The sequence below is a fragment of the Kribbella flavida DSM 17836 genome, from assembly GCF_000024345.1.
Taxonomy (GTDB): domain Bacteria; phylum Actinomycetota; class Actinomycetes; order Propionibacteriales; family Kribbellaceae; genus Kribbella; species Kribbella flavida.
Genome location: NC_013729.1, coordinates 372577 through 390765, shown reverse-complemented (window position 1 = coordinate 390765; position 18189 = coordinate 372577). Strand labels below are relative to the sequence as shown.

Below are 18189 nucleotides of genomic sequence, written 5' to 3'. Positions count from 1 at the left end.
TGACTGCCCGGGGCAGTGCGGTGGACGAGAGGATCGTAAGTGGAGCGAGTGAAGGTCGTAGCGTCGCGGCGATACGGAACGCTGTCTCCGCTCAGGTATCCGGGGGGTAAGTCCGCGCTCGCGGGCCTGTTCGCGGATGTGATTGCAGCCCTGGCGCTCCCCACTCCCTGTTACGTCGAACCGTATGCTGGCGGGGCGGGCGCGGGGATCGCACTCCTACGGAACGAACTCGTCGACCATCTCGTCATCAACGATCTAGATCCAGCCGTGCACGCTTTCTGGCATAGCGTCGTCCACAAGAACGAGGCCTTCGTCGAACTCGTCGAGACCACCCCCTTGACGATCGATGAATGGTCAGCCCAGCGTGAGATCTACCGTGCGGCCGACGAGTCAGACCTCCTCGCACTTGGATTTGCGTTCTTCTACCTGAATCGCACCAACCGCTCCGGCGTACTCCGCGGCGGCGTTATTGGCGGCCTTGCGCAAACCGGTACCTACAAGATCGACGCTCGTTTTAACAGATCCACTCTGTCAGAACGAATAAGCGCGATCGGTAGGCTCTCAGACAAGATCACAGTCAGCAATACGGACGGGCGCGCAGTAATCCTTGCCCATGCAAATGACACGAACGCATTTATGTATATCGATCCGCCATACGTTAAAGCAGGATCGCAGTTGTACCTCAACTCATTCGAACACCGCGACCATACGGCTCTTGCGAAGGTTGTCAACGGCATCAAAGGCGCTCATTGGCTAATGACGTATGACACCTCACCACTCATTGAAAGGCTATATGCCAAGAGTTTCCAGCGGCGTTACGCGCTGAATTACTCCGCAAGGCATCCAGGACAGGCAGATGAACTAATGATCGCCTCGCGCTATGTAGCTGACGTTATCCGGCAAACGGAGCTGGCGACTACGGACGCTTCAATAGGAACCTGACCAAAGGAAAGACAACGCGCCAGGCCTCGTGCACCTGCCGCCCGTTCACGTCGATGTTGACGCTGTGAGACACCATGTTGAACCATTCGCCGGATCCCGGCACCGTGCTTGCGCCTCTACCCTTCCTGTTGATCGTCGAGATCGCGTTAGCAAACTGCTTGTCCTGGTTGTAGTCGCTGGTGATCCTGACCATGACATCACTGAGCATGCCGGTGGCTGCCGGGCCGCCCTTGACTCCGTAGTGCTCCTTGATCGCGGATTCAAGTACTGACCTCATGAGCATCGCCGCGGCGGCGGGGAACTGCGCAACTTCGATCCGGCGCAACTCTCGGACGCGATGTTTCAGCGGCAGCGGTAGGGGTTCCTCGTCGATACCGGCAAAGTCGAGCGTCTTCTTTGTCTCGGGGCTGTTTGGGCCGCGACGTGAGGTCTGGTCCCCAGCTGCAGCAGCAGAGCCTGGCTCGCCCGACGGACGACCCGGCGCCGCGGCTGGTCCTGATCCGCCCGGTCGAGTACCACCTGACCCCGCATCGCCGGCATTGGAGGCATCCGAAGTCGCCGCGGCGGCGGGAGGCTCGTCTTGCGCCTGGGCTGAAGTCCCGCGCATCTCATCGATGAGTCTGCGGAAATCATCCGTGCCCACCTTCAGACCGCGGCGGGTGTTGAGTTCACCAGCCTTGAAGCCACGTAGCAACCGAGCGAGAGCTGCTACGTGGGCGTCCGTCGACGGACGACTCGTCAGGTTGCCTTCGTCGTCGAAAGCGATGCCGATCGCGGATTGAATCGCCGAGTTGCGGTAGGCGTACTCGAACGCCGACATCGGCAACTTGCTACTGACGGCATACTCCTCCAATGCGGGATCTCCGAAGGAGATCTCGCCCAACATCTGCCTGACGTTTCCCATACGGATCAGACGCACAACATCCTTGATCGCGGGCAACTGCTCCTTCAGCGCCCTGACCGTGATGCCGTCGGTCAGTTGAGCGAAGACAAATTTGGCTTGTTCGTCGAGATTCCACCGTCGCTTGTTTTCCCCGATATGCAATCGCGCCAGAACTGGAGCAGCGGCCTCCCTATCCGGGAATCGCATGACGCGGATCTTCTCCGGCAGGTCGGCTGCCTCAAGCGGATAGCGTCGCAGCAGATGCTCGATCTCTGTCTGGTGAGACGGAACGAGCGACGGGTCGAGTAGCGCTCTGAGGGCGGACAAGCGCCGATTGCCCTCGAGAATGACGAACCCGCCGTCCTCCTCAACGACTAGAGGCAACTCGTTATCAACGTAACCGTCCGGCAGAATGAGCCGTACAACTTCCATCACATCGGAAGCGGCGAACAGGTAGTTCATGGCGGCGTGCTCGCTGGGCTGATCTATCGGGAACCGGTAGTTGCTGACATCGAGCCGCAGATCGCTTACCGACACCTCGTCGATCGGGAACTGCGAGTAGACCATGATTCCTCCCCTGGCAAACACACCCTGTTACCGGGGGAGATTCTGCCAGTACCGGTCCAGTCCTGCGCGGGATTTGGTGTCGCATGCGGTCGCGGTGCCAGACCGGCGTCCGATGGGGGCACAGTTGTGGGCTGGCCAGGGTCTCAAAGTGGGTCTCATCCACGACGGTTCAATGCCGTTCGCCGCCGTCCGCGACTCCGCGGCCGCGGCGCTGAGACTAGGCCGCGTACCGCCCCGAACGTCGACTCGCGGTCTTGGAAAGCGTGTTGGGGGCAACCCCTCACGAGTTCGAATCTCGTATCCTCCGCCACTCTTCGAGCGGCCGATCGACCAGCTTCCATCTGGTCGGAGCACCATCCGGCCCTCCGCAGAGACCGCAGTGGAACCGGCCCGGGCGCATCAGCGACCGGGCCGGTTTCTGGTTGCGTCGCGCTGGCTCACTTCGAGGCAGGTGCAACTGATTGCGGAAAGCAGCGCCCGCTTGGAGGGTGCTGGGGAGGCAGCAGATCGCCCGGCTCCGCTGCTCCGCGTTCGGGAAGGGGCTGCGATGGCGTACAGCCGCAGCACCGGCGGGCTTGGCGAGCCAGGAGGTCCGACCGAGGAGCTTGAGATCGCACTGCTCGGGCCGTTGCGAGTGCGGCTGGGCGGTCACGACCTGGCCATCCCCGCCGGGCGGCTTCAGGCGGTGCTCGCCATGTTGGCGATGGAGCCGGGGCGGGCTGTGTCGAACGGGCGGCTGGCTCGGGCGGTGTGGGGTGAAGATCTGCCCGTCAACGTGCGGAAGAGCGTGCAGACGCACATTGTGCGGTTGCGTCGTCTGCTGGGTCGTTCTCGGATTCGCACCGAGCCCGGTGGTGGGTACCTTCTGGACGTCCGGCCGGCCCAGGTGGACGCAGTGCGATTCGGCGAGTTGCTCGCTGCTGTCCCGCTGGAGCCGGATCCGGGTGGGCAGCGGCGGTTGCTGGCGGAGGCGTTGCAGCTCTGGCGGGGAGCGCCGTTCGAAGGCGTCGGGTCGCAGTGGCTGGACGAGGTCGAGTCGACCCGGATGGTCGAGTTGTACGTGAGTGCGCGCGAGCACTGGGTCGACCTCGACCTCGCAGCGGGCCGGCATGACGCAGCGGTCGCCGAGTTGCGCGAGGTCACCGCGCGGTACCCGCTGCGAGAGGCACTGTGGTCGCGGCTGCTGCTGGCCCTTCGCCTCAGCGGTCGGCAAGCGGAGGCTCTTGCTTGCTACGAGGAGGTCCGGGTCCTGCTCGCCGATCAACTCGGCGTCGACCCAGGTCCCGAACTGAAGCGCCAGTACTCCGAACTGCTTCACAGCGGGCAGCCCGCCCCAGCACCGGACAGCGGTTCCTCGGCTGCAGCGGAGGACAACACGCCAGCCCCGGACCACCCGCCGGCCGCAGTACCGCGGCAGCTTCCGGCGGCGCGCGGGGTGTTCGTCGGGCGCGGGCGGGAGCTGCGAGTGATGGACGAACTGTTCGACAGCGCGGCCGATGAGCCGGCGGAGCCCGAGATGATCGTGCTGCACGGGCTCGGCGGTATCGGCAAGACCGCGCTGGCGCTGCACTGGGTGCACAGCGTGCGCGAGCGATTCCCCGATGGTCAGCTGTTCATCGACTTGCAGGGGTACGGGCCGGGCGAGCCTGTCGATCCAGCGTCCGCGCTGCACAGCCTCCTGGTCGGAGTGGGACTCCCCGAGGCGCAGATACCTGACGACGTCGAGGCACGCAGCTCGATGCTCCGGACGATGCTGGCGGACCGTCAGGCCCTGCTCGTGCTGGACAACGCTCTGAACGCCGACCAGGTCCGGCCGTTGATCCCGGGCCCGGGATCGCTCTCCGTGGTGACCAGTCGCAACGAGCTCCACGGACTCGCCGTTCGGGAAGGTGCGGACCGGATCGCGCTCGACGAACTGACCTCCGCGGAGTCGAAGGCCCTGCTGCGGGCCCGGCTCGCGACTCAGGACGTCGGTGACAATCTCCTCGCCGAGCTGGCGAACCTCTGCGGCCATGTACCGCTGGCACTGTCGATCGCCGCCGAGCGCTCCGGGTCGGCACCCGAAGCGCAGATCACGGCGCTCATCGACGAGCTGCGCACCCGGCACCACCCCCTCGCAGCGCTGGCAGTCGGTGACGAGAGCGGGGACCTGCGGGCAGTGTTCGCCCGGTCGTACCAAGCGCTCGGACCTCGCGCCGCGCAAGCGTTCCGGGTCCTCGGCCGGCATCTCGGCTCTCAGTTCGGCCTGCCGGCTGCGGCTGCCCTCCTCGGCACCACCCCGTACGACGCGGTGCCGGTGCTGGAGTCTCTCGCGGACCAGCATCTCCTCAGCCGGGTCGATGGCCGGCGGTTCGAGTTCCACGACCTTGTCCGGGCGTACGCGGTGGAGCTGGCGCATCACGACGGCCCGCCAACCGCACGCGACCGGGCGGCCAGGAACGTGCTGCCCCTGGCCACCCGGTCGCCGGCTACTTACTGAAAGTACGCCTCTTACTGGAAGTACGCCTCGATGCTCTGGGCGTGCGACCAGCAGTAGTGGGCGAAGCTGACCGAACCCCACGGGCCGACCCACTTGGTCTGGTCGGCATCGTTGTCGCCCAGTCCCCAGCAGTCGACGTGGAAGTGCGCGTACCTCGCCTGATCGGTCTGGTTGTAGCAGGTGGCGACGACGTTCTCCGTGTTGATGCCGCTCTGCTCGCACCAGTAGCCGTCGTCGGCGGCGCTCACGGCACTCTTGCTGGTCACGGGCGCCGGGTCCGCGGCCGGCGCCGCGAAGGCGGAACCCACTCCGGTCAGTTGCACAACCATCGTCCCGACCGCCGCAACACCCAACATCGCAGTCTTCCTCATGCTGACTCCTCTGTGGACCTGGAAACTTTTGATGTCCTCAGGCAACCAAGAGCCGGCGTCACCCCGGCGTCACCCCGGCGTCACCGGTCCGGGCGGACGAGGAGGCTCAGTCGACCAGAGCGCCCCCGGACAGGTTGGCGACCGTGCCGGTCATCACGCCGGCGCGGTCCGATGCCAGGAAGGCGGCGGTCTCCGCGATCTCGGCGAGCGTGGGCAGCCTCTTCAGCAGTGTGCCCTGCGCCAGTCCGCCGTCGAGGAACTCCTGGACCGACTGCCCGGAGGCTGCCGCGGACGGCTGGAACAGGTCCTTGGTGTACGAGCCCGCGGCCGGCGCATCGGCGATCGCGTGGGGACGGAGGTTGACGACACGGACGTTGGCGGGCGCCAGCTCCGCGGCCAGGAGCCGGGCGAACGCCTCCTTGCCGGCCGCGCTCACGCCGTGGCCCAGGATGCCGCCGATGGCGAGTTTGGCGCCGGGCTCGGACAGCGTGAGGATGACGCCGGGACGGTCGCTGCCCATGTGCTGCGCCACCGCCTTGGTGGTGATGAACAGCGTGCGCAGGAAGCCGTCGATCGGCCGCATGAACTCCTCCACCGAGAGGTCGGCCAGCACGGTTCCCTGGTCGTGCATGACGCTGACGGCGTTGAGAGCGATGTCGATGCCGCCGGCTGACGCCGCGACCGCGCTCGCGTGCTTCTCGACCGCCTCCTGGTCGAAGACGTCGACCTGCGCGGTTTCGACCGTTCCGCCGGCGGCAGCGATGTCGCCGGCCACGGCGTCGAGCTTGTCCTGGGTCCGTCCGGCGAGAAAGACCTTCGCGCCCTCCCGGGCGAAGACCCGGGCGACGGCGCTGCCGATGGCACCCGCGCCCCCGTAGATCACGGCGTTCTTGTTCTCGAGCAGCAAGCCAGTCATGTGGTTCCTCCGGGTGGTGGTTGATCAGGCAGGGTCGGAAGTCAGAGCTGTTGCGGTCGTCGGCGGTTTCAGGAAGCTGGCGGCCCAGGCGATCGGGATGGCGACGACGGCGATGACCAGACCGGTGATCACCGCGGCCGAGGCGGTGAAGGCGCCGATCGCCACGCCCCCGGCGTACGCGCCGAACGCGATGCCGACGTTGGCGGCGGAGGCCGGGAGCGAGGACGCGAGCTGTCCGCCGGGGCCGGCCAGGCTCACCACGCGGTACTGCATCGAGGGCACCATGCCCATGGCGAACAAGCCGAAGGTCAGCAGCGCGAGCGCCACCAGTACGGCGATCGAGCCGGCGAGGTAGAGCACCAGCAGGGAGGCCGCCACCCCGATGGCGCCGACGATCAAGGTCCGCGCCGCGTCCTGGTCGGCGAACCGGCCGCCGGCGAACGAGCCCGTCGCGGTGGCGGCCCCGTAGGCCAGCAGGAACAGGCTGATCAGCGCGCCGGAGATCCCTGTCACGTCCTGCAGGAACGGCACGATGTACGTGAGGGCCGAGAAGACGGCGGCGAACGCGACGACGTTCACGACCAGTGCGGCGAGCACCCGCGGCGCGAACGCGTACCTGGCCTGGCTGGCCGCGCCGCCGCCCGAGCTGGGCATGGACGGAATCAGCATCAGCGTGGCGACCAAGGCCACCACCCCCAGTACGGCGACCGCGGTGAACGAGCCGCGCCAACCCAGCAGTTGGCCTACCAGCGTGCCCAGCGGCACCCCCAGTGCGGTCGACACGAAGAGACCGGAGACGACCACCGAGATCGCCCGCCCCATGCGCTCCGGCGGGACGATCGACATGGCCAGGACGAAACCGACGGCGACGAACAGGCCGTGCAGCGCTCCGATCGCGGCTCGGACCGCGACGAACAGGCCGAAGCTGCCGGTCAGCACCGGGATCAGGGTGAGCACGACGACCAGAGCGATCGCGCCGATCAGGATCGTCCGCTTGTTCACCTTGATGGTGAGCGCGGTCAGGACCGGACCACCGGCGGCCAGACCCAGCGCATAGGCCGTCACCAGGACGCCGGCCGCGGGGATGGAGACCTGGAGATCCACCGCGATCAGGTGCAGCAGTCCCACCACGAGCAGTTCGCCGCTGCCCAGCACGAACATGCCGACGAACAGCGAGGCCAAAGCGAGGTTCGTCCCGCTTCGGCTCAGCGCGCCTGACCGAGTACTTGTCTGCCGCATTCGGTTCCACCCCTCATCGCCGTGCCGCGGACCACACGGCTCCACGGTAAGCGGAGGGAGTTGTTAAAAGCAACTACTGATCATTGTAAAGAACAACTGAATGTTATGGTGGTTCCGCAGTGAACGGGACGAGGAGAGTGCACATGCCAACGAGCCGCAGCTATCGGGACTCCTGCGGGATCGCCCGGGCTCTCGACGTCGTCGGGGAGCGGTGGGCCTTGCTGGTCGTCCGCGAGCTGCTGCTGGAGCCGCAGCGGTTTTCGGAACTCCGGCATGCGCTGCCCAACATCAGCTCGAACCTGCTGGCCGACCGGCTCCGCGAGCTCGAGCACCGCGGCGTGATCCGCCGGAGGCCGGCCGCGACCGAACGCGCGCAGGCCTACGAACTGACCGAGTGGGGGCGGAAGCTCGAGCCGATGCTGGCAGCGCTGGGCGAGTGGGGAATCGACGCCCCGGAGCCCCCGGCGCCGGCAGCTCTCAGCGCCAGCTCCGTACTGATCTTCCTCCGCGGTGCCGCCCGTCCCGACCCCGCCGCGGAACCGACGACGTGTCGCCTCGAGCTCGACGGTCGGGTGTGGACGGTCCGGATGGCGTCCGGGCGGGTCGCGGTGGAGCCCGGCGAGCCCGCGACCGCTGCCGCCTCACTGCGTGCCGACCCCAAGACGTTCAGCGCACTGCTGACCGATCCGGCCACGCTGCCGACCGCCCGCGACGACGGCAGCGCCACCGTCGTCGGGGACGTCTCGGCGATCGACCGGCTGCTGCGTTCGGTCAGCGAACCGTGGTCCGCCGGCGAGCAGCGGCCCGCGGAAGTGCGCAGCCTGTAGCGGGTGGAGCGAGCTTGACTCCGGCCCGCCCCGCCCGCGCGCCTTCACTGTGCGCAGTGGATCAGGAGTTGAGGATGACCAACCGCTGAGTGGCCCGGGTCATCGCCACGTAGCGATCCACCGCACCCTCGATGCCATCGCCGAACGATTCCGGGTCGACGAGCACGACGAGGTCGAACTCGAGTCCCTTGGACAGTTCAGGGGTGAGCGTGCGAACGCGCGGACCGGACGGGTGGCCGATCGGTTCGGTGGCGATGATGCAGGCGACGCCCTCCGGGTGCTCGGCCTGCCAGCCGGCGAGGATGGCATCCAGGTCGGCGACAGCACCGTGGCTGACCGGGATCCCGCTGGTGCGGATGGAAGTGGGGACGTTGGCGTCCGGGAGGACGGCGCGGATGACAGGCTCGGCCTCGGTCATGACCTCCGCCGGGGTGCGGTAGTTGATGCTGAGCGAGGCCAAATTCACGCGGTCCAGGCCTACTCGTTCGAGGCGTTCCTGCCAGGACTCGGTGAAGCCGTGGCGGGCCTGGGCTCGGTCGCCGACGATGGTGAAGCTCCGGGAGGGGCAGCGAAGCAGCAGCATCTGCCACTCGGCGTCGGTCAGTTCCTGAGCCTCGTCGACCACGATGTGCGCGAACGGCCCGGCCAGCAGGTCCGGGTCGGCGGCCGGAAGGGCGGCAACGTCGATCAACGACTCCTGGATGTCCTTGCCGCGCAGCATCGGCACCCAGCCTTCGTTGTCGTCGTCGGCCTCGATGATGTGGTCGATGACGTCGGCCATCCGCTCGCGTTCGACCGCGGCGGCGGCCGCTTGGCGACGCTTGCGACGGGACGCCTCCGGGTCACCGAGGCGCTGCCGGGCCGCGTCCAGGAGCGGGAGGTCGGCGACGGTCCACGCCTGGGGATCGCTCCGCTGCAGCGTGCGCACCTCGTCGGGGGTGAGCCAGGGGGCGCACATTCGCAGGTAGGCAGGCACGGACCACAGATCTCCGACCAGGTCGGTCGGGTCGATCAGCGGCCAGGCCTTGCCGAAGGCGTCCATCAGGTCCTCGTTGCCCAGCAGGGACCTGCGCAGCATCTCGGGCGAGACGTCGTCGTCCTCGTACTCGTCGGCGTGCTTGTCCATCAGGATCGTGAGCAGTTCCTCCAGGACCTGGTCGCGCGCCTCGTTGTGCGGCGTACTGGGGTCGGCCGATCCGAACGCCTCGGCCCAGTCGGCGGCGGTGAGCCAGATGTCGGACCAGTGGGTCTCGACCGTCATCGGCTTCGTCGGCGGTTCCTCGTACAGCCGGACCGCCGGTTCGATCGCCGCCACCATGTCCGCGGACGACTTCAGCCGGGCGACCTCCGGGTCCGCCTCGGCCGGCGCGGAGGCTCCCTCGGGCAGCAGGTCGCGCAGGGTGCAGATCTGTACGCCTTCCTCGCCGAGGCTGGGCAGTACGTCGGAGACGTAGGCCAGGTACGGCTGGTGCGGCCCGACGAACAGCACGCCGCCCCGGCTGTGCCCGAGGCGCGGGTCGGAGTACAGCAGGTACGCGGTGCGGTGCAGGGCGACGACGGTCTTGCCCGTGCCGGGACCGCCGTCGACGACGAGGGCGCCGCGGGATCCCGCCCGGATGATCGCGTCCTGGTCGGCCTGGATGGTGCCCAGGACGTCGCGCATCCGGTCCGACCGGTTGCTGCCCAGGCTGGCGATGAACGCGGACTGGTCGTCGAGCGCGGCGGCGTGCCCTTCGAACCCATCCGAGCTGAACACCTCGTCCCAGTAGTCGCTGATCCGGCCGCGGGTCCAGCGGTACCGGCGACGGCTGGCCAGCCCCATCGGGTTGGCGTGCGTCGCTCCGAAGAACGGCTCGGCCGCTGGGGAGCGCCAGTCGATCAGCAGCCGGCGGCCGTCGCTGTCGGTCAGGCCGAGGCGGCCGACGTACACGGGGTCGGGGTCGTCCGCGCCGACCATGTGCCCGAGACACAGGTCGAGACCGAAACGCCGAAGGGTCCGCAGGCGGGCGGTCAGGCGATGGATTTCCAGGTCCCGGTCGAGCGCCTCCTGGCCGGCGCCGCCGGGCGTCTTGCGGGCGGCGTCGAGGCGGTCGGACAGGTCGGCGATCGACTGCTCGAGGCTGGTCGCGATGGCCGCGAAGTGCTGCTCGTCGGCGGCGATCAGCCTCGGGTCGGCCTTGGCGGCCAGGTTGCCGGGAAGGGCGAACGCGCTGCTGGAGACGGAAGCCACGTCAGGACCTCCAATCCGAGGCCAGAGCCCGGCGATCGTCCGATGTCCCGTTGATCAGCTCGACCAGGTAGCGCGCGGCCACGGCGGCCCCGTCGGTACGGACGGAGGCGGCCACGGTGGTCGCTCGTGCGCCGGTCTCGGGAGTCAGGGCCGTCTCGAGCGCGACCGAGAGCGACTCGACGGTCGGGATCGGGCCGTCGTGGGCCACACCGATGCCGAGGTCGGCCACCCGGCCGGCCCAGTACGGCTGATCCGCCGCCTGGGGCACCACCACCTGCGGCGTACCGGCGCGGGTGGCCGTGGTCGTGGTGCCGGCACCACCGTGGTGCACGACGGCCGCCACCCGGGTGAACAACTGCTGCTGGTTGATCTCGCCGACGGCGAAGCAGTCGTCCTGGTCGTCGATCAGGCCCAGGTCGGCCCAGCCACGCCGGATGATCACGCGACGGCCCTGGGCCCGGACCGCCTCGATCGCGACCCGCGCCGCGTCCGTCGCCGCGTGCAGCGGCATGCTGCCGAAACCGACGAACACCGGTGGGCCGCCGGCTCCCAGGAAGTCCTCCAGGTCGTCCGGCAGCGGGCGCTCGTCGGGCAGGATCCACGCACCGGTCTGTACGACGTCGAGGTCGGCCGGCTCCAGCCACGGGTCGAGCACCGGGTCGGACGCCAGCCACGGGCGGTCGCCGACGACGTAGTCGCGCACGTTCGGCACCGGGGGCAGGCCGATCGACGCCCGGTTGCCGTTCAGCGCCTCGCCGAACAGCACGTTGTTGCTCTCGGCATCCAGGTCCCACAGCGCCTGGTTGTCGGTCACGTCCGGCGGGAACGACCGGCCCGCGTAGGCCAGCGGCCGGTGGTGCGGCGACGGCAGGGTCAGCTGCTGGAACGTCACCGAGACCGACCGGATGCCCAGCTTTTCGGCGATCGACAGCGCGCCGGCCACGGTCGGGATCATGCCGGTCGCCACCAGCGCGTCACACCCTTGCGCCGCGGCGGGCAGCACGGCGAACTGGCTCGCGATCAGCTCGGCCGCGCGCTCCGGGATGGAGGACGGCGGTGGCGCCGACTTCGTCAGGGCACGCGCCGACTGGCCGACCGGCACCAGCGGTACGCCGGCCCCCGCCAGCAGCTCCGCGAACTCCTCGTCCGGCGGTGCGCACACCACCGCCTCCACGCCGAGAGCCTGCAGCTGCACGCCCAGCGCAACCACCGGCTCGACGTCACCGCGCGACCCGTACGTCGACAACAACACTCGCACTTGCGACTCCCCGCATCCGTCCGTTTTTCGTCAAGGCGGACGATTCTGCGGCACCACCTGGGTCTTGCGGCAAGCCCCCCGGTGCGCTATAAGTTGAGAGTGGAAAGAGAGCGTCGCGCTCCTTTCCCTTTTTTGTGCCCGGAGCAAGGCACCGATGCGGCTACTGCTGCAAGCGGGTGGGGATCGGCGCCAACGGGTAGGTACGCCAGAAGAACGCGTCGGCGGCGTGCTGGTCCGACGGGTAGTTGACGGCTTCGACGATGCGGCGGTCGGCGATGCGGAAGGCCAGCGCCCAGGTGAGGTCGAGGCCTTCGGGCGTGGTGCTCCAGCCGCGGTGCAGGTCCACGACCCAGTCACCGTCGGCCGCCAGGAACAGCGGATCCGCGCGGAAACCGGCGCGAGCCAGCTGGGCGAAAAAGGCGAGCACCTCCTCGACGCCCTCCTTCGTGCCGGCGAGCGGGTGGTGGCCGGGGATCGTCCAGCGGATGCCGGGGGCGAAGTAGCGGTTGCGCAGGGCGGCCAGATCGCCCGCGGCATAGGCCTCGTAGTAACCGCGGATGAGCTTGACGTTGGGATGCTCGGGCCGGGCGGCGTACGCCGTACCGGGGATCGCTGCTGCTGCGGCGGCTACGGCGGCGCCGCGGAGGACGGTGGCTCGGGAGACGGAAACGTTCATGGGAAAAGCACACCTCGCCGAGGTGAGCGGCGTCCAAGACCTGCAGGTATGCCTTTCGTGCATAGGTTGCCTGCCGACGGACTCCCGGCGCCGCGTCCGCAGTACGGCGTACGCGGCGCCGAAGCGTCACATCAGCGGGATCAGCTGGGCTTCCTCCCGGTCGAGGTGGTCGGTCAGTTCCTCGATCAGGCGGTCGATCTCGGGCAGGATCGCCGCCGGGCTGCCGGTGCTGAGCAACAGCTGGAACTCCTCGAGCAGCAGGGCGATCTTGTCGTGGTCGGCCTGCAGCGCCGAGATCGTGTCGGTGAGCTCGGGATAGCGGTCGAGCAGGCTCGGAAACAGCCCGTCGCTCTCGACGGTGTGGTGGAAGTGCAGACCTCGGCAGAGCGTCAGGCAGTTGATGCGGAGCTGGGCGCCCAGGCCCACCGAACCACTCGCGGCGGAGGTGGCGACTTCCTTGCGAATCAAGGCGAGTTCGCGGCGAAAGGCGGCGTGGATGAGGATCAGGGCCTCGCCGAAGGAGGAGGCGTTGGGCGGGCCGCCCGCGACCTGGGTGAGGGCGACGACCGGGATCGTGCGGGTGGTCCGGCGCTGGTACTCGGCCCAGCCCGGGTCCGCCTCGGCGAGGCGGGCGAAGGTCTCGTCGCGCTCGGCGCCCTGCAGGACGGTGGCTTCCGCCTCGTAGGTGAAGACGCCGGTCTCCACGGTGACGCGCGGATCGGCGCGCAGGTTGTGGAACCAGTCGGGATGCTTCGGGCCACCACCGGCCGAACCCACGACCAGCAGGCGGTCCTCGGTGTCGGGGTAGTAGCCGAGCACGGCCGTGTGCGGGCGACCGGAGCGGGCGCCGGTGGTGGTGAGCAGGAGCAGCCGCGCGCCGTCGAACGGGCCGCCGACGCGGCCCTGGTTGGCACGGAACTCGGTGATGATCTGTTGGGTGAAGTCGTTCAGCATTCGCTACTTTCTGTGCGGATTCTCGATTGACGCAGGAGAAATCGACACAGAGGCGGGCCGCGATCGGCCCTCGCCGCGCTCAGAACGCGGCCGGGAACCCAACTAGTCCTTGGCTCGAGGCCGACCCGGCAGTCACCCGCCCATGGTAGGGCAGCGCCGGGCCGAAGCGCACCCCTGGTGAGGGATCCCCCCAAGCACCCCCACCCGCAGAGATGAGGGATCGACCCTCATGCCCTCAGGCCGGGGAAGCGACAGAGTTGGTGTCACCGAGCCACACCGAACAATCATCACTTGGGGGTAGCACCACCATGAAGCGTCACCGCCTTTCCGTTCTCGCCGGCCTCACCGCCGCCACCGCGCTCTTCCCGGCCGCCGGCGCGTACGCCGCCCCGGCCGAGCTGCCGATCGCCCCGCTCTGCGCCGAGCAGAAGGACGTCGCCGGCCCGCAGTACGCGGTCAACCTGTGCGACGTGACGGATGCCGACCAGTTCCGCACCCACCTGGCCGCGGAAGGCAGCAGCCACTGCGGGCCGACCTCGCTCTACAACGCGATGTACTACCTCGGCGAGCACAAGGGCCTGCCGATGCGGATCACGCCGAACGGCCAGCTGCTGACGGAGTACGACCCGGGCAAGCCGGAGGACTACGACGAGGTGACCGCCTGGATCGGCTGGCTCGGCTACAAGGCCGGAATGGGGCCGAACGGTGGCGGGTCCAGCACGGGCGAGAACCGGGCCGCGTTCGACGCCGCCACGGTCGGGGCCAAGGCGGCCGGCTGGACGGTCAATCGGGGCGGCATCGGGACCGACAACACCCCGGAGTTCGGGCTGGAGATCGCCAAGCGGTTGCGGCAGGCACCGGTTCAGCTCTGGTACGGCCGGTACGTGCTGAACGCCGACAACACGCACAGCCGGACCGGCGGCCACGCGGTCACCGTGGTGGCGGCCAAGGGTGACGTCGGCTCCGGCAAGGTCGAGCTGACCCTGCACGACCCCGCCCGCGCCGACGACCACAAGACCCCCGGCTACAAGGACACCCAGTCGGAGGTCCGGGGCGAGAAGGTCACCCTGTACCGGGTCGCGATCAACGTGAAGTCGGTGTCGGACGACGGCGTGACGACGATCAAGCAGCGCACCTACTGGCGGCTGTTCGGAGAGCAGTACCAGGGCTCGACGATGGGGTACGTCGAGGCGATCAACTGGTTCGAGGCGGCGCCGCCGGTCGGCTGAGCCTCGCCGGATCCCGGTTCCGAGCGGCCCCTGGAGGGAGGGGCCGCTCGGAGCCACGTTCGGCTGCCGGCAACCCGCTACGTCAGCGCGCGGGCCAGTTCGCGCCGGCCGGTGATGCCGAGCTTCACGTAGATCCGGCCGAGGTGGTTTTCGACCGTCTTCGGCGAGACGAAGAGCTCGTGCGCGATGTCCCGGTTCGTCCGGCCGCTCACTGCCAGTCCGGCGACCCGGCGTTCGCTGGCGGTCAGCGAGTCCTGGCCGGTGGAGATCAGTGTGCGCGGGCGATCTCCCAACGCCTGCAGGGCTTCTGCCGCTCGCTGCCTGATCACGGCAGACCCGCAGACCGCCGCCAGTTCACCGCCCCGGGCCAACGCTTCCCGTGCCTCCGTACGACGTCCGACCACGCGCAGCGCCTCGCCCAGCTCCACCAGAGCCTTCGCCAGCTCCAGCTGGGCCGGCGACTTCTCCAGTACGGCGACCGCTTCGGCCAGGGTCGCCACCCGGCGGGCACCCTGGCCGACGTCCACCTTCGCGGTCAGCCGGAGCGCGGTACCGAGATCCGATGCGGCGCCCCACCGGCGAGCGAGCTCCAGCTGGTCGGCGGCGAGTTGCCGTGCCTCTTCCTCCGAACCCAGCCGCAGCAGGGCCCACGCGGCCGGCGTACGCCAGGGCACGGCCAGTGGATCGAGCTCAGCCGCGGCCATCTCGTCGCGCAGCCGGTACGCGTGCTCGAGCGCGGCCGCCGGATGGTCCTGCTCCAGCGCGATCCGGGCCCGCAGCTCGTGCAGCCACATCATCGCGATCACCCGCGGCGCGTCCTGGCACTGCGTCTCGAAGTCGGCAAGCAGCGCCTGCGCCGCTGCCACGTCGCCCCGCTCCAGCGCGGCGTACCCGCCGAAGTGCACCGCGGTCGCCCGCAGCGCGACGACCTGGGGCGTCAGGTCCTCCGGTTCCACCGCCGCCAGCACGCCGTCCGCGTCGGCCTCGACGGCGGGCAGGTCCCCGCACCGCCAGGCAACGAAGTCGGCGACGTTCGCCACCATCGCGAACTCGATCGGCGAGCCGTGCCGCCGGACCCAGTCGCGGGCTCCGGCGATCTCCTCGCGGGCCAGGGTCACCCCGTCGGCGGCGACCAGCGACATCATCGCCAGCAACCACCCGACCAAGGTGTCCGAGTGACCGGCCGAGTCCTTGAACAGGGCGCCGTGCCGCAGTGCGCGTTCCGCCGTACGCCGCACGTCGGCCGCGGGGCTGACCTCGTAGCGGCCGCGCTGGGCGAGCAGAGCCAGCAGTGTCCGCTCGTCGGGCGTCTCGCCGGGCAGGTCGGCGAACCGGCGCAGATGCTCGGACGCCTTCTTGCGTTCGGTGGGCAGGTAGGACCGCAGGATGCCCAGTCGCGCCTCCAGGGTCAGGCGGTCCGGGGCGAAGGGCGGTCCTGGCCAGTCGGCCAAGGTGTGCACGAGCTCGTTCGCCGCCGCGAGTGGGCCGTCGATCAGGGACGTGGCGGTTGCCGCCGCTGCGAGCAACGCCGCGCGCTCCGGTACGGCGCTCGCGGCCGCCGCGGCCAGCAGGTGGTGCCGCGCCTGCGGGGCGTCGCCGCCTCGGAGCAGCGTGAGACCCAGTTGCCCCTGCAGCGAACTGTTGCCTGGGGCACCTTCCAGCGCGCGGGTCAGGTAGCTGATCGCCGTCGCGGTGTCGCCGGCGGCCGCTGACGAGGCCGCCGCCTCGCACAGCACCTCGACGGTCTGCGCAGACGAGTCCGCAGGGGTGTGGATCAGGTGGGCGGCGACCCGGGCCGCGGGGGCTCCGGCCGCCGACAGGGTCTCGGCGGCCCGGGCATGCAGCGCTGCCTTCTCGATCGGGCCGAGCATCGAGCGAACCGACTCGCGGATGACCGGGTGCAGGAAGCTGACCTGCGCGGAACTGGTGGTGACGACGTTCGCGGCGACCAGCCCGTCGATGGCTGCGGACAGCGGCGCATCGGCGAGACCGGCGATCGACCCGGCCGCCCAGAGGTCGGCGCGGGCTCCGAGAATCGCCACCGCACTTGCGAGCGCCAGGGCATCCGGAGACAGCCGGGCCAGCGTGGTGCGACTGACCGCGCTCGACGCCAGGCCCCGGACCGCGTCTGCTGTCGCCGGGTCTGTCACCGACCGGTGGAGCACAGACAACTCGTCCAGCAACGACTCGGCCAGGAACGGATTGCCGCCACTGGCCTCCAGGACCGCATCCACGACCTTCTCCGCCGGCGCCTCTCCCGTCCCAACTGCCGGGTGGGGGGCGCTCGCGAGGTGCTCCGCCGTCAGGGTGCCGATCGCCTCGCGGGACAACGGCCTCGGCAACAGACGTTCGACGTGGCGCGAGACGGTCAGTTCGGCCAGCGGACCCAGACGGTCGGACGGCGGACGGGTCGCCACCACGAGGGCGATCGGCAGGTCGGCGACGCGTTTCGACAAGTACGAGAGAAACCGCAGCGACGGCAGGTCGGACCACTGGGCGTCGTCCACGCTGATCAGCAACGGACGGGGCGAGGCCAGATCGACCGCGACCCACCAGAGCGCGTGCATCGTCCGCGCGACCTCGGCGTCACCCGCGTTCGGAGTTGCCTTGTCGAGAGCGTCCAACGCGCGGCCGGCGGGCCCGGCGAGAATCGCGGCGCGGACCTCACCGGCGTACCGGGCGATCGACCGCTCGACCATCTGCCGGACGACACCCCAGGCGAGCGCGCTCTCCAGCTCGTCGCCGATCGCCTGCATCCGGACGAACCCGCGCTGCTTGGCCAGCGCCCGCGCCTCGCCGACCAGCCGGGTCTTGCCGATGCCCGCCTCGCCCTCGATCACCACGACCCGGCCGTTGCCCTGGCCGGCGGCGTCGAGGGCCGCCGCGATCCGGCTCAGCTCACCGGGTCGCTCGAGAGTGCTGCCCATTCAGAACCGCGTCCTGGACGCCGGCAGCGCCTCGGCCACCCGGGCCAGCCGGTCGGGATCACGCAGCGGACGGCCGTGACCGAACAGCACCAGCTCCGGGCGCAGCTCGGCCAGCCGGCGCATCGAGTCGTAGTTCCGCTGGACGTCGACGGTCAGGAACTTCCACGGCTCGGACAACCGCGGCAGCCGGAAGAACACGTCACCGCACAGCAGCGTGCGGTCCGCCTCCCGCCACAGCGCGATGTGCCCGGGCGAGTGCCCCGGTACGTCGAGCACGGTGAAGCTGCCGACCTGGTCACCCTGGACCAGCCGGCGGGTGACCGGATGCGCGGGCGGCATCTTGGACTTCGCCATCAGCGCCGGGATCCGGCCGGGACCGACCACCGGAGTCGCCGTCTCGATCGCCTCGGCGTCCGCTGCGCCGGTCCACAACGGGATACCCAGCGCCTCGCAGACGGCATGACTCGAACCGAAGTGGTCCGGGTGCGCGTGCGTCACGACGTGGGCGGCGACCTGCCGGTCGCGCAGCTCGCGCAGGATCCGGCGCGCGGCAGCCGGCGTACCGGCGTCGACGAGCACGTCGTCGACCAGGTACGCGTTGATGAAATGCGGCGGTCTCCCCAACAGCTGGTGCACGCCGTCCGTAAGCTGCCGCACCTGCCGAATCCTATCCGCGGAGTCACCGCTCCGC

The 18189-nt window shown here is 69.3% G+C and carries 14 protein-coding genes and 1 pseudogene; 5 read left to right on the top strand and 10 right to left on the bottom strand.

All coding sequences use genetic code 11. From position 1 onward, the window contains the following. The first annotated feature begins 39 nt into the window (after positions 1-39). Positions 40-942 carry a DNA adenine methylase gene (locus KFLA_RS36365; protein WP_012918063.1) on the top strand — a complete coding sequence of 301 codons (903 nt, stop codon included), beginning with the start codon at positions 40-42 and terminating at the stop codon, positions 940-942. Here the strand turns inward: KFLA_RS36365 and KFLA_RS01895 are convergent. Continuing rightward, complete coding sequence (locus tag KFLA_RS01895) at positions 917-2392, bottom strand: hypothetical protein (protein ID WP_012918062.1); 1476 nt, start codon at positions 2390-2392, stop codon at positions 917-919. The genes KFLA_RS36365 and KFLA_RS01895 overlap by 26 nt on opposite strands. Here KFLA_RS01895 and KFLA_RS39580 point away from each other — a divergent pair. Both KFLA_RS39580 and KFLA_RS01890 read left to right on the top strand, forming a co-directional pair. Further along, positions 2391-3248, top strand: a pseudogene (locus tag KFLA_RS39580) (AfsR/SARP family transcriptional regulator); the annotation flags it as partial. The gene KFLA_RS01895 and the pseudogene KFLA_RS39580 overlap by 2 nt on opposite strands. 39 nt (positions 3249-3287) lie before the next feature. Beyond that, the gene (locus tag KFLA_RS01890) at positions 3288-4871 is read left to right on the top strand and encodes an AfsR/SARP family transcriptional regulator (protein WP_237706686.1); all 1584 of its coding nucleotides are present in this window, start codon (positions 3288-3290) and stop codon (positions 4869-4871) included. A gap of 11 nt (positions 4872-4882) precedes the next feature. Here the strand turns inward: KFLA_RS01890 and KFLA_RS01885 are convergent, their stop codons facing one another. From KFLA_RS01885 to KFLA_RS01875, 3 genes are all read right to left on the bottom strand, one after another. Further along, a complete protein-coding gene (locus tag KFLA_RS01885) occupies positions 4883-5242 on the bottom strand; it encodes a hypothetical protein (protein WP_012918060.1) in 360 nt (119 codons plus the stop codon). A gap of 106 nt (positions 5243-5348) precedes the next feature. Then, positions 5349-6158: an SDR family NAD(P)-dependent oxidoreductase gene (locus KFLA_RS01880; RefSeq protein WP_012918059.1), complete on the bottom strand. Its 810-nt coding sequence runs from the start codon at positions 6156-6158 to the stop codon at positions 5349-5351. Positions 6159-6182: 24 nt separating this feature from the next. Then, positions 6183-7397, bottom strand: a complete 1215-nt coding sequence (locus KFLA_RS01875) for an MFS transporter (RefSeq protein ID WP_012918058.1) — start codon at positions 7395-7397, stop codon at positions 6183-6185. A 143-nt stretch (positions 7398-7540) separates the two neighbouring features. Between KFLA_RS01875 and KFLA_RS01870 the strand changes: the two genes are divergently transcribed. Beyond that, positions 7541-8224 (top strand): winged helix-turn-helix transcriptional regulator, encoded by a 684-nt coding sequence (locus KFLA_RS01870; RefSeq protein ID WP_012918057.1) that lies wholly within the window; start codon positions 7541-7543, stop codon positions 8222-8224. Positions 8225-8285: 61 nt separating this feature from the next. On the opposite strand, the gene helR is transcribed toward KFLA_RS01870, so the two are convergent. The 4 genes from helR to KFLA_RS01850 all read right to left on the bottom strand — a co-directional run bounded on the left by helR (position 8286) and on the right by KFLA_RS01850 (position 13342). Next, complete coding sequence (helR, locus tag KFLA_RS01865; RefSeq protein WP_012918056.1) at positions 8286-10454, bottom strand: RNA polymerase recycling motor ATPase HelR; 2169 nt, start codon at positions 10452-10454, stop codon at positions 8286-8288. A 1-nt stretch (position 10455) separates the two neighbouring features. Beyond that, entirely contained in the window at positions 10456-11712 is a 1257-nt protein-coding gene (locus tag KFLA_RS01860; protein WP_012918055.1) for a glycosyltransferase, read from the bottom strand. A gap of 160 nt (positions 11713-11872) precedes the next feature. Continuing rightward, entirely contained in the window at positions 11873-12388 is a 516-nt protein-coding gene (locus KFLA_RS01855) for a nuclear transport factor 2 family protein (protein ID WP_012918054.1), read from the bottom strand. A 126-nt stretch (positions 12389-12514) separates the two neighbouring features. Further along, entirely contained in the window at positions 12515-13342 is an 828-nt protein-coding gene (locus tag KFLA_RS01850) for a nitroreductase/quinone reductase family protein (protein ID WP_012918053.1), read from the bottom strand. A gap of 308 nt (positions 13343-13650) precedes the next feature. Between KFLA_RS01850 and KFLA_RS01845 the strand changes: the two genes are divergently transcribed. Next, positions 13651-14571, top strand: a complete 921-nt coding sequence (locus tag KFLA_RS01845) for a hypothetical protein (RefSeq protein ID WP_012918052.1) — start codon at positions 13651-13653, stop codon at positions 14569-14571. 77 nt (positions 14572-14648) lie between these two features. Here KFLA_RS01845 and KFLA_RS01840 read toward each other — a convergent pair whose 3' ends face one another. After that, complete coding sequence (locus KFLA_RS01840; protein WP_012918051.1) at positions 14649-17498, bottom strand: helix-turn-helix transcriptional regulator; 2850 nt, start codon at positions 17496-17498, stop codon at positions 14649-14651. Further along, positions 17499-18155 carry an MBL fold metallo-hydrolase gene (locus KFLA_RS01835; RefSeq protein ID WP_012918050.1) on the bottom strand — a complete coding sequence of 219 codons (657 nt, stop codon included), beginning with the start codon at positions 18153-18155 and terminating at the stop codon, positions 17499-17501. Between the last annotated feature and the right edge of the window lie 34 nt (positions 18156-18189).

Coding starts and splice junctions, on each gene's coding strand:
- KFLA_RS01895 (WP_012918062.1), bottom strand. CDS start 2,392: ATGGTCTACTCGCAGTTCCCGATCGACGAGGTGTCGGTAAGCGATCTG.
- KFLA_RS01885 (WP_012918060.1), bottom strand. CDS start 5,242: ATGAGGAAGACTGCGATGTTGGGTGTTGCGGCGGTCGGGACGATGGTT.
- KFLA_RS01880 (WP_012918059.1), bottom strand. CDS start 6,158: ATGACTGGCTTGCTGCTCGAGAACAAGAACGCCGTGATCTACGGGGGC.
- KFLA_RS01875 (WP_012918058.1), bottom strand. CDS start 7,397: ATGCGGCAGACAAGTACTCGGTCAGGCGCGCTGAGCCGAAGCGGGACG.
- KFLA_RS01870 (WP_012918057.1), top strand. CDS start 7,541: ATGCCAACGAGCCGCAGCTATCGGGACTCCTGCGGGATCGCCCGGGCT.
- KFLA_RS01855 (WP_012918054.1), bottom strand. CDS start 12,388: ATGAACGTTTCCGTCTCCCGAGCCACCGTCCTCCGCGGCGCCGCCGTA.
- KFLA_RS01850 (WP_012918053.1), bottom strand. CDS start 13,342: ATGCTGAACGACTTCACCCAACAGATCATCACCGAGTTCCGTGCCAAC.
- KFLA_RS01845 (WP_012918052.1), top strand. CDS start 13,651: ATGAAGCGTCACCGCCTTTCCGTTCTCGCCGGCCTCACCGCCGCCACC.
- KFLA_RS01840 (WP_012918051.1), bottom strand. CDS start 17,498: ATGGGCAGCACTCTCGAGCGACCCGGTGAGCTGAGCCGGATCGCGGCG.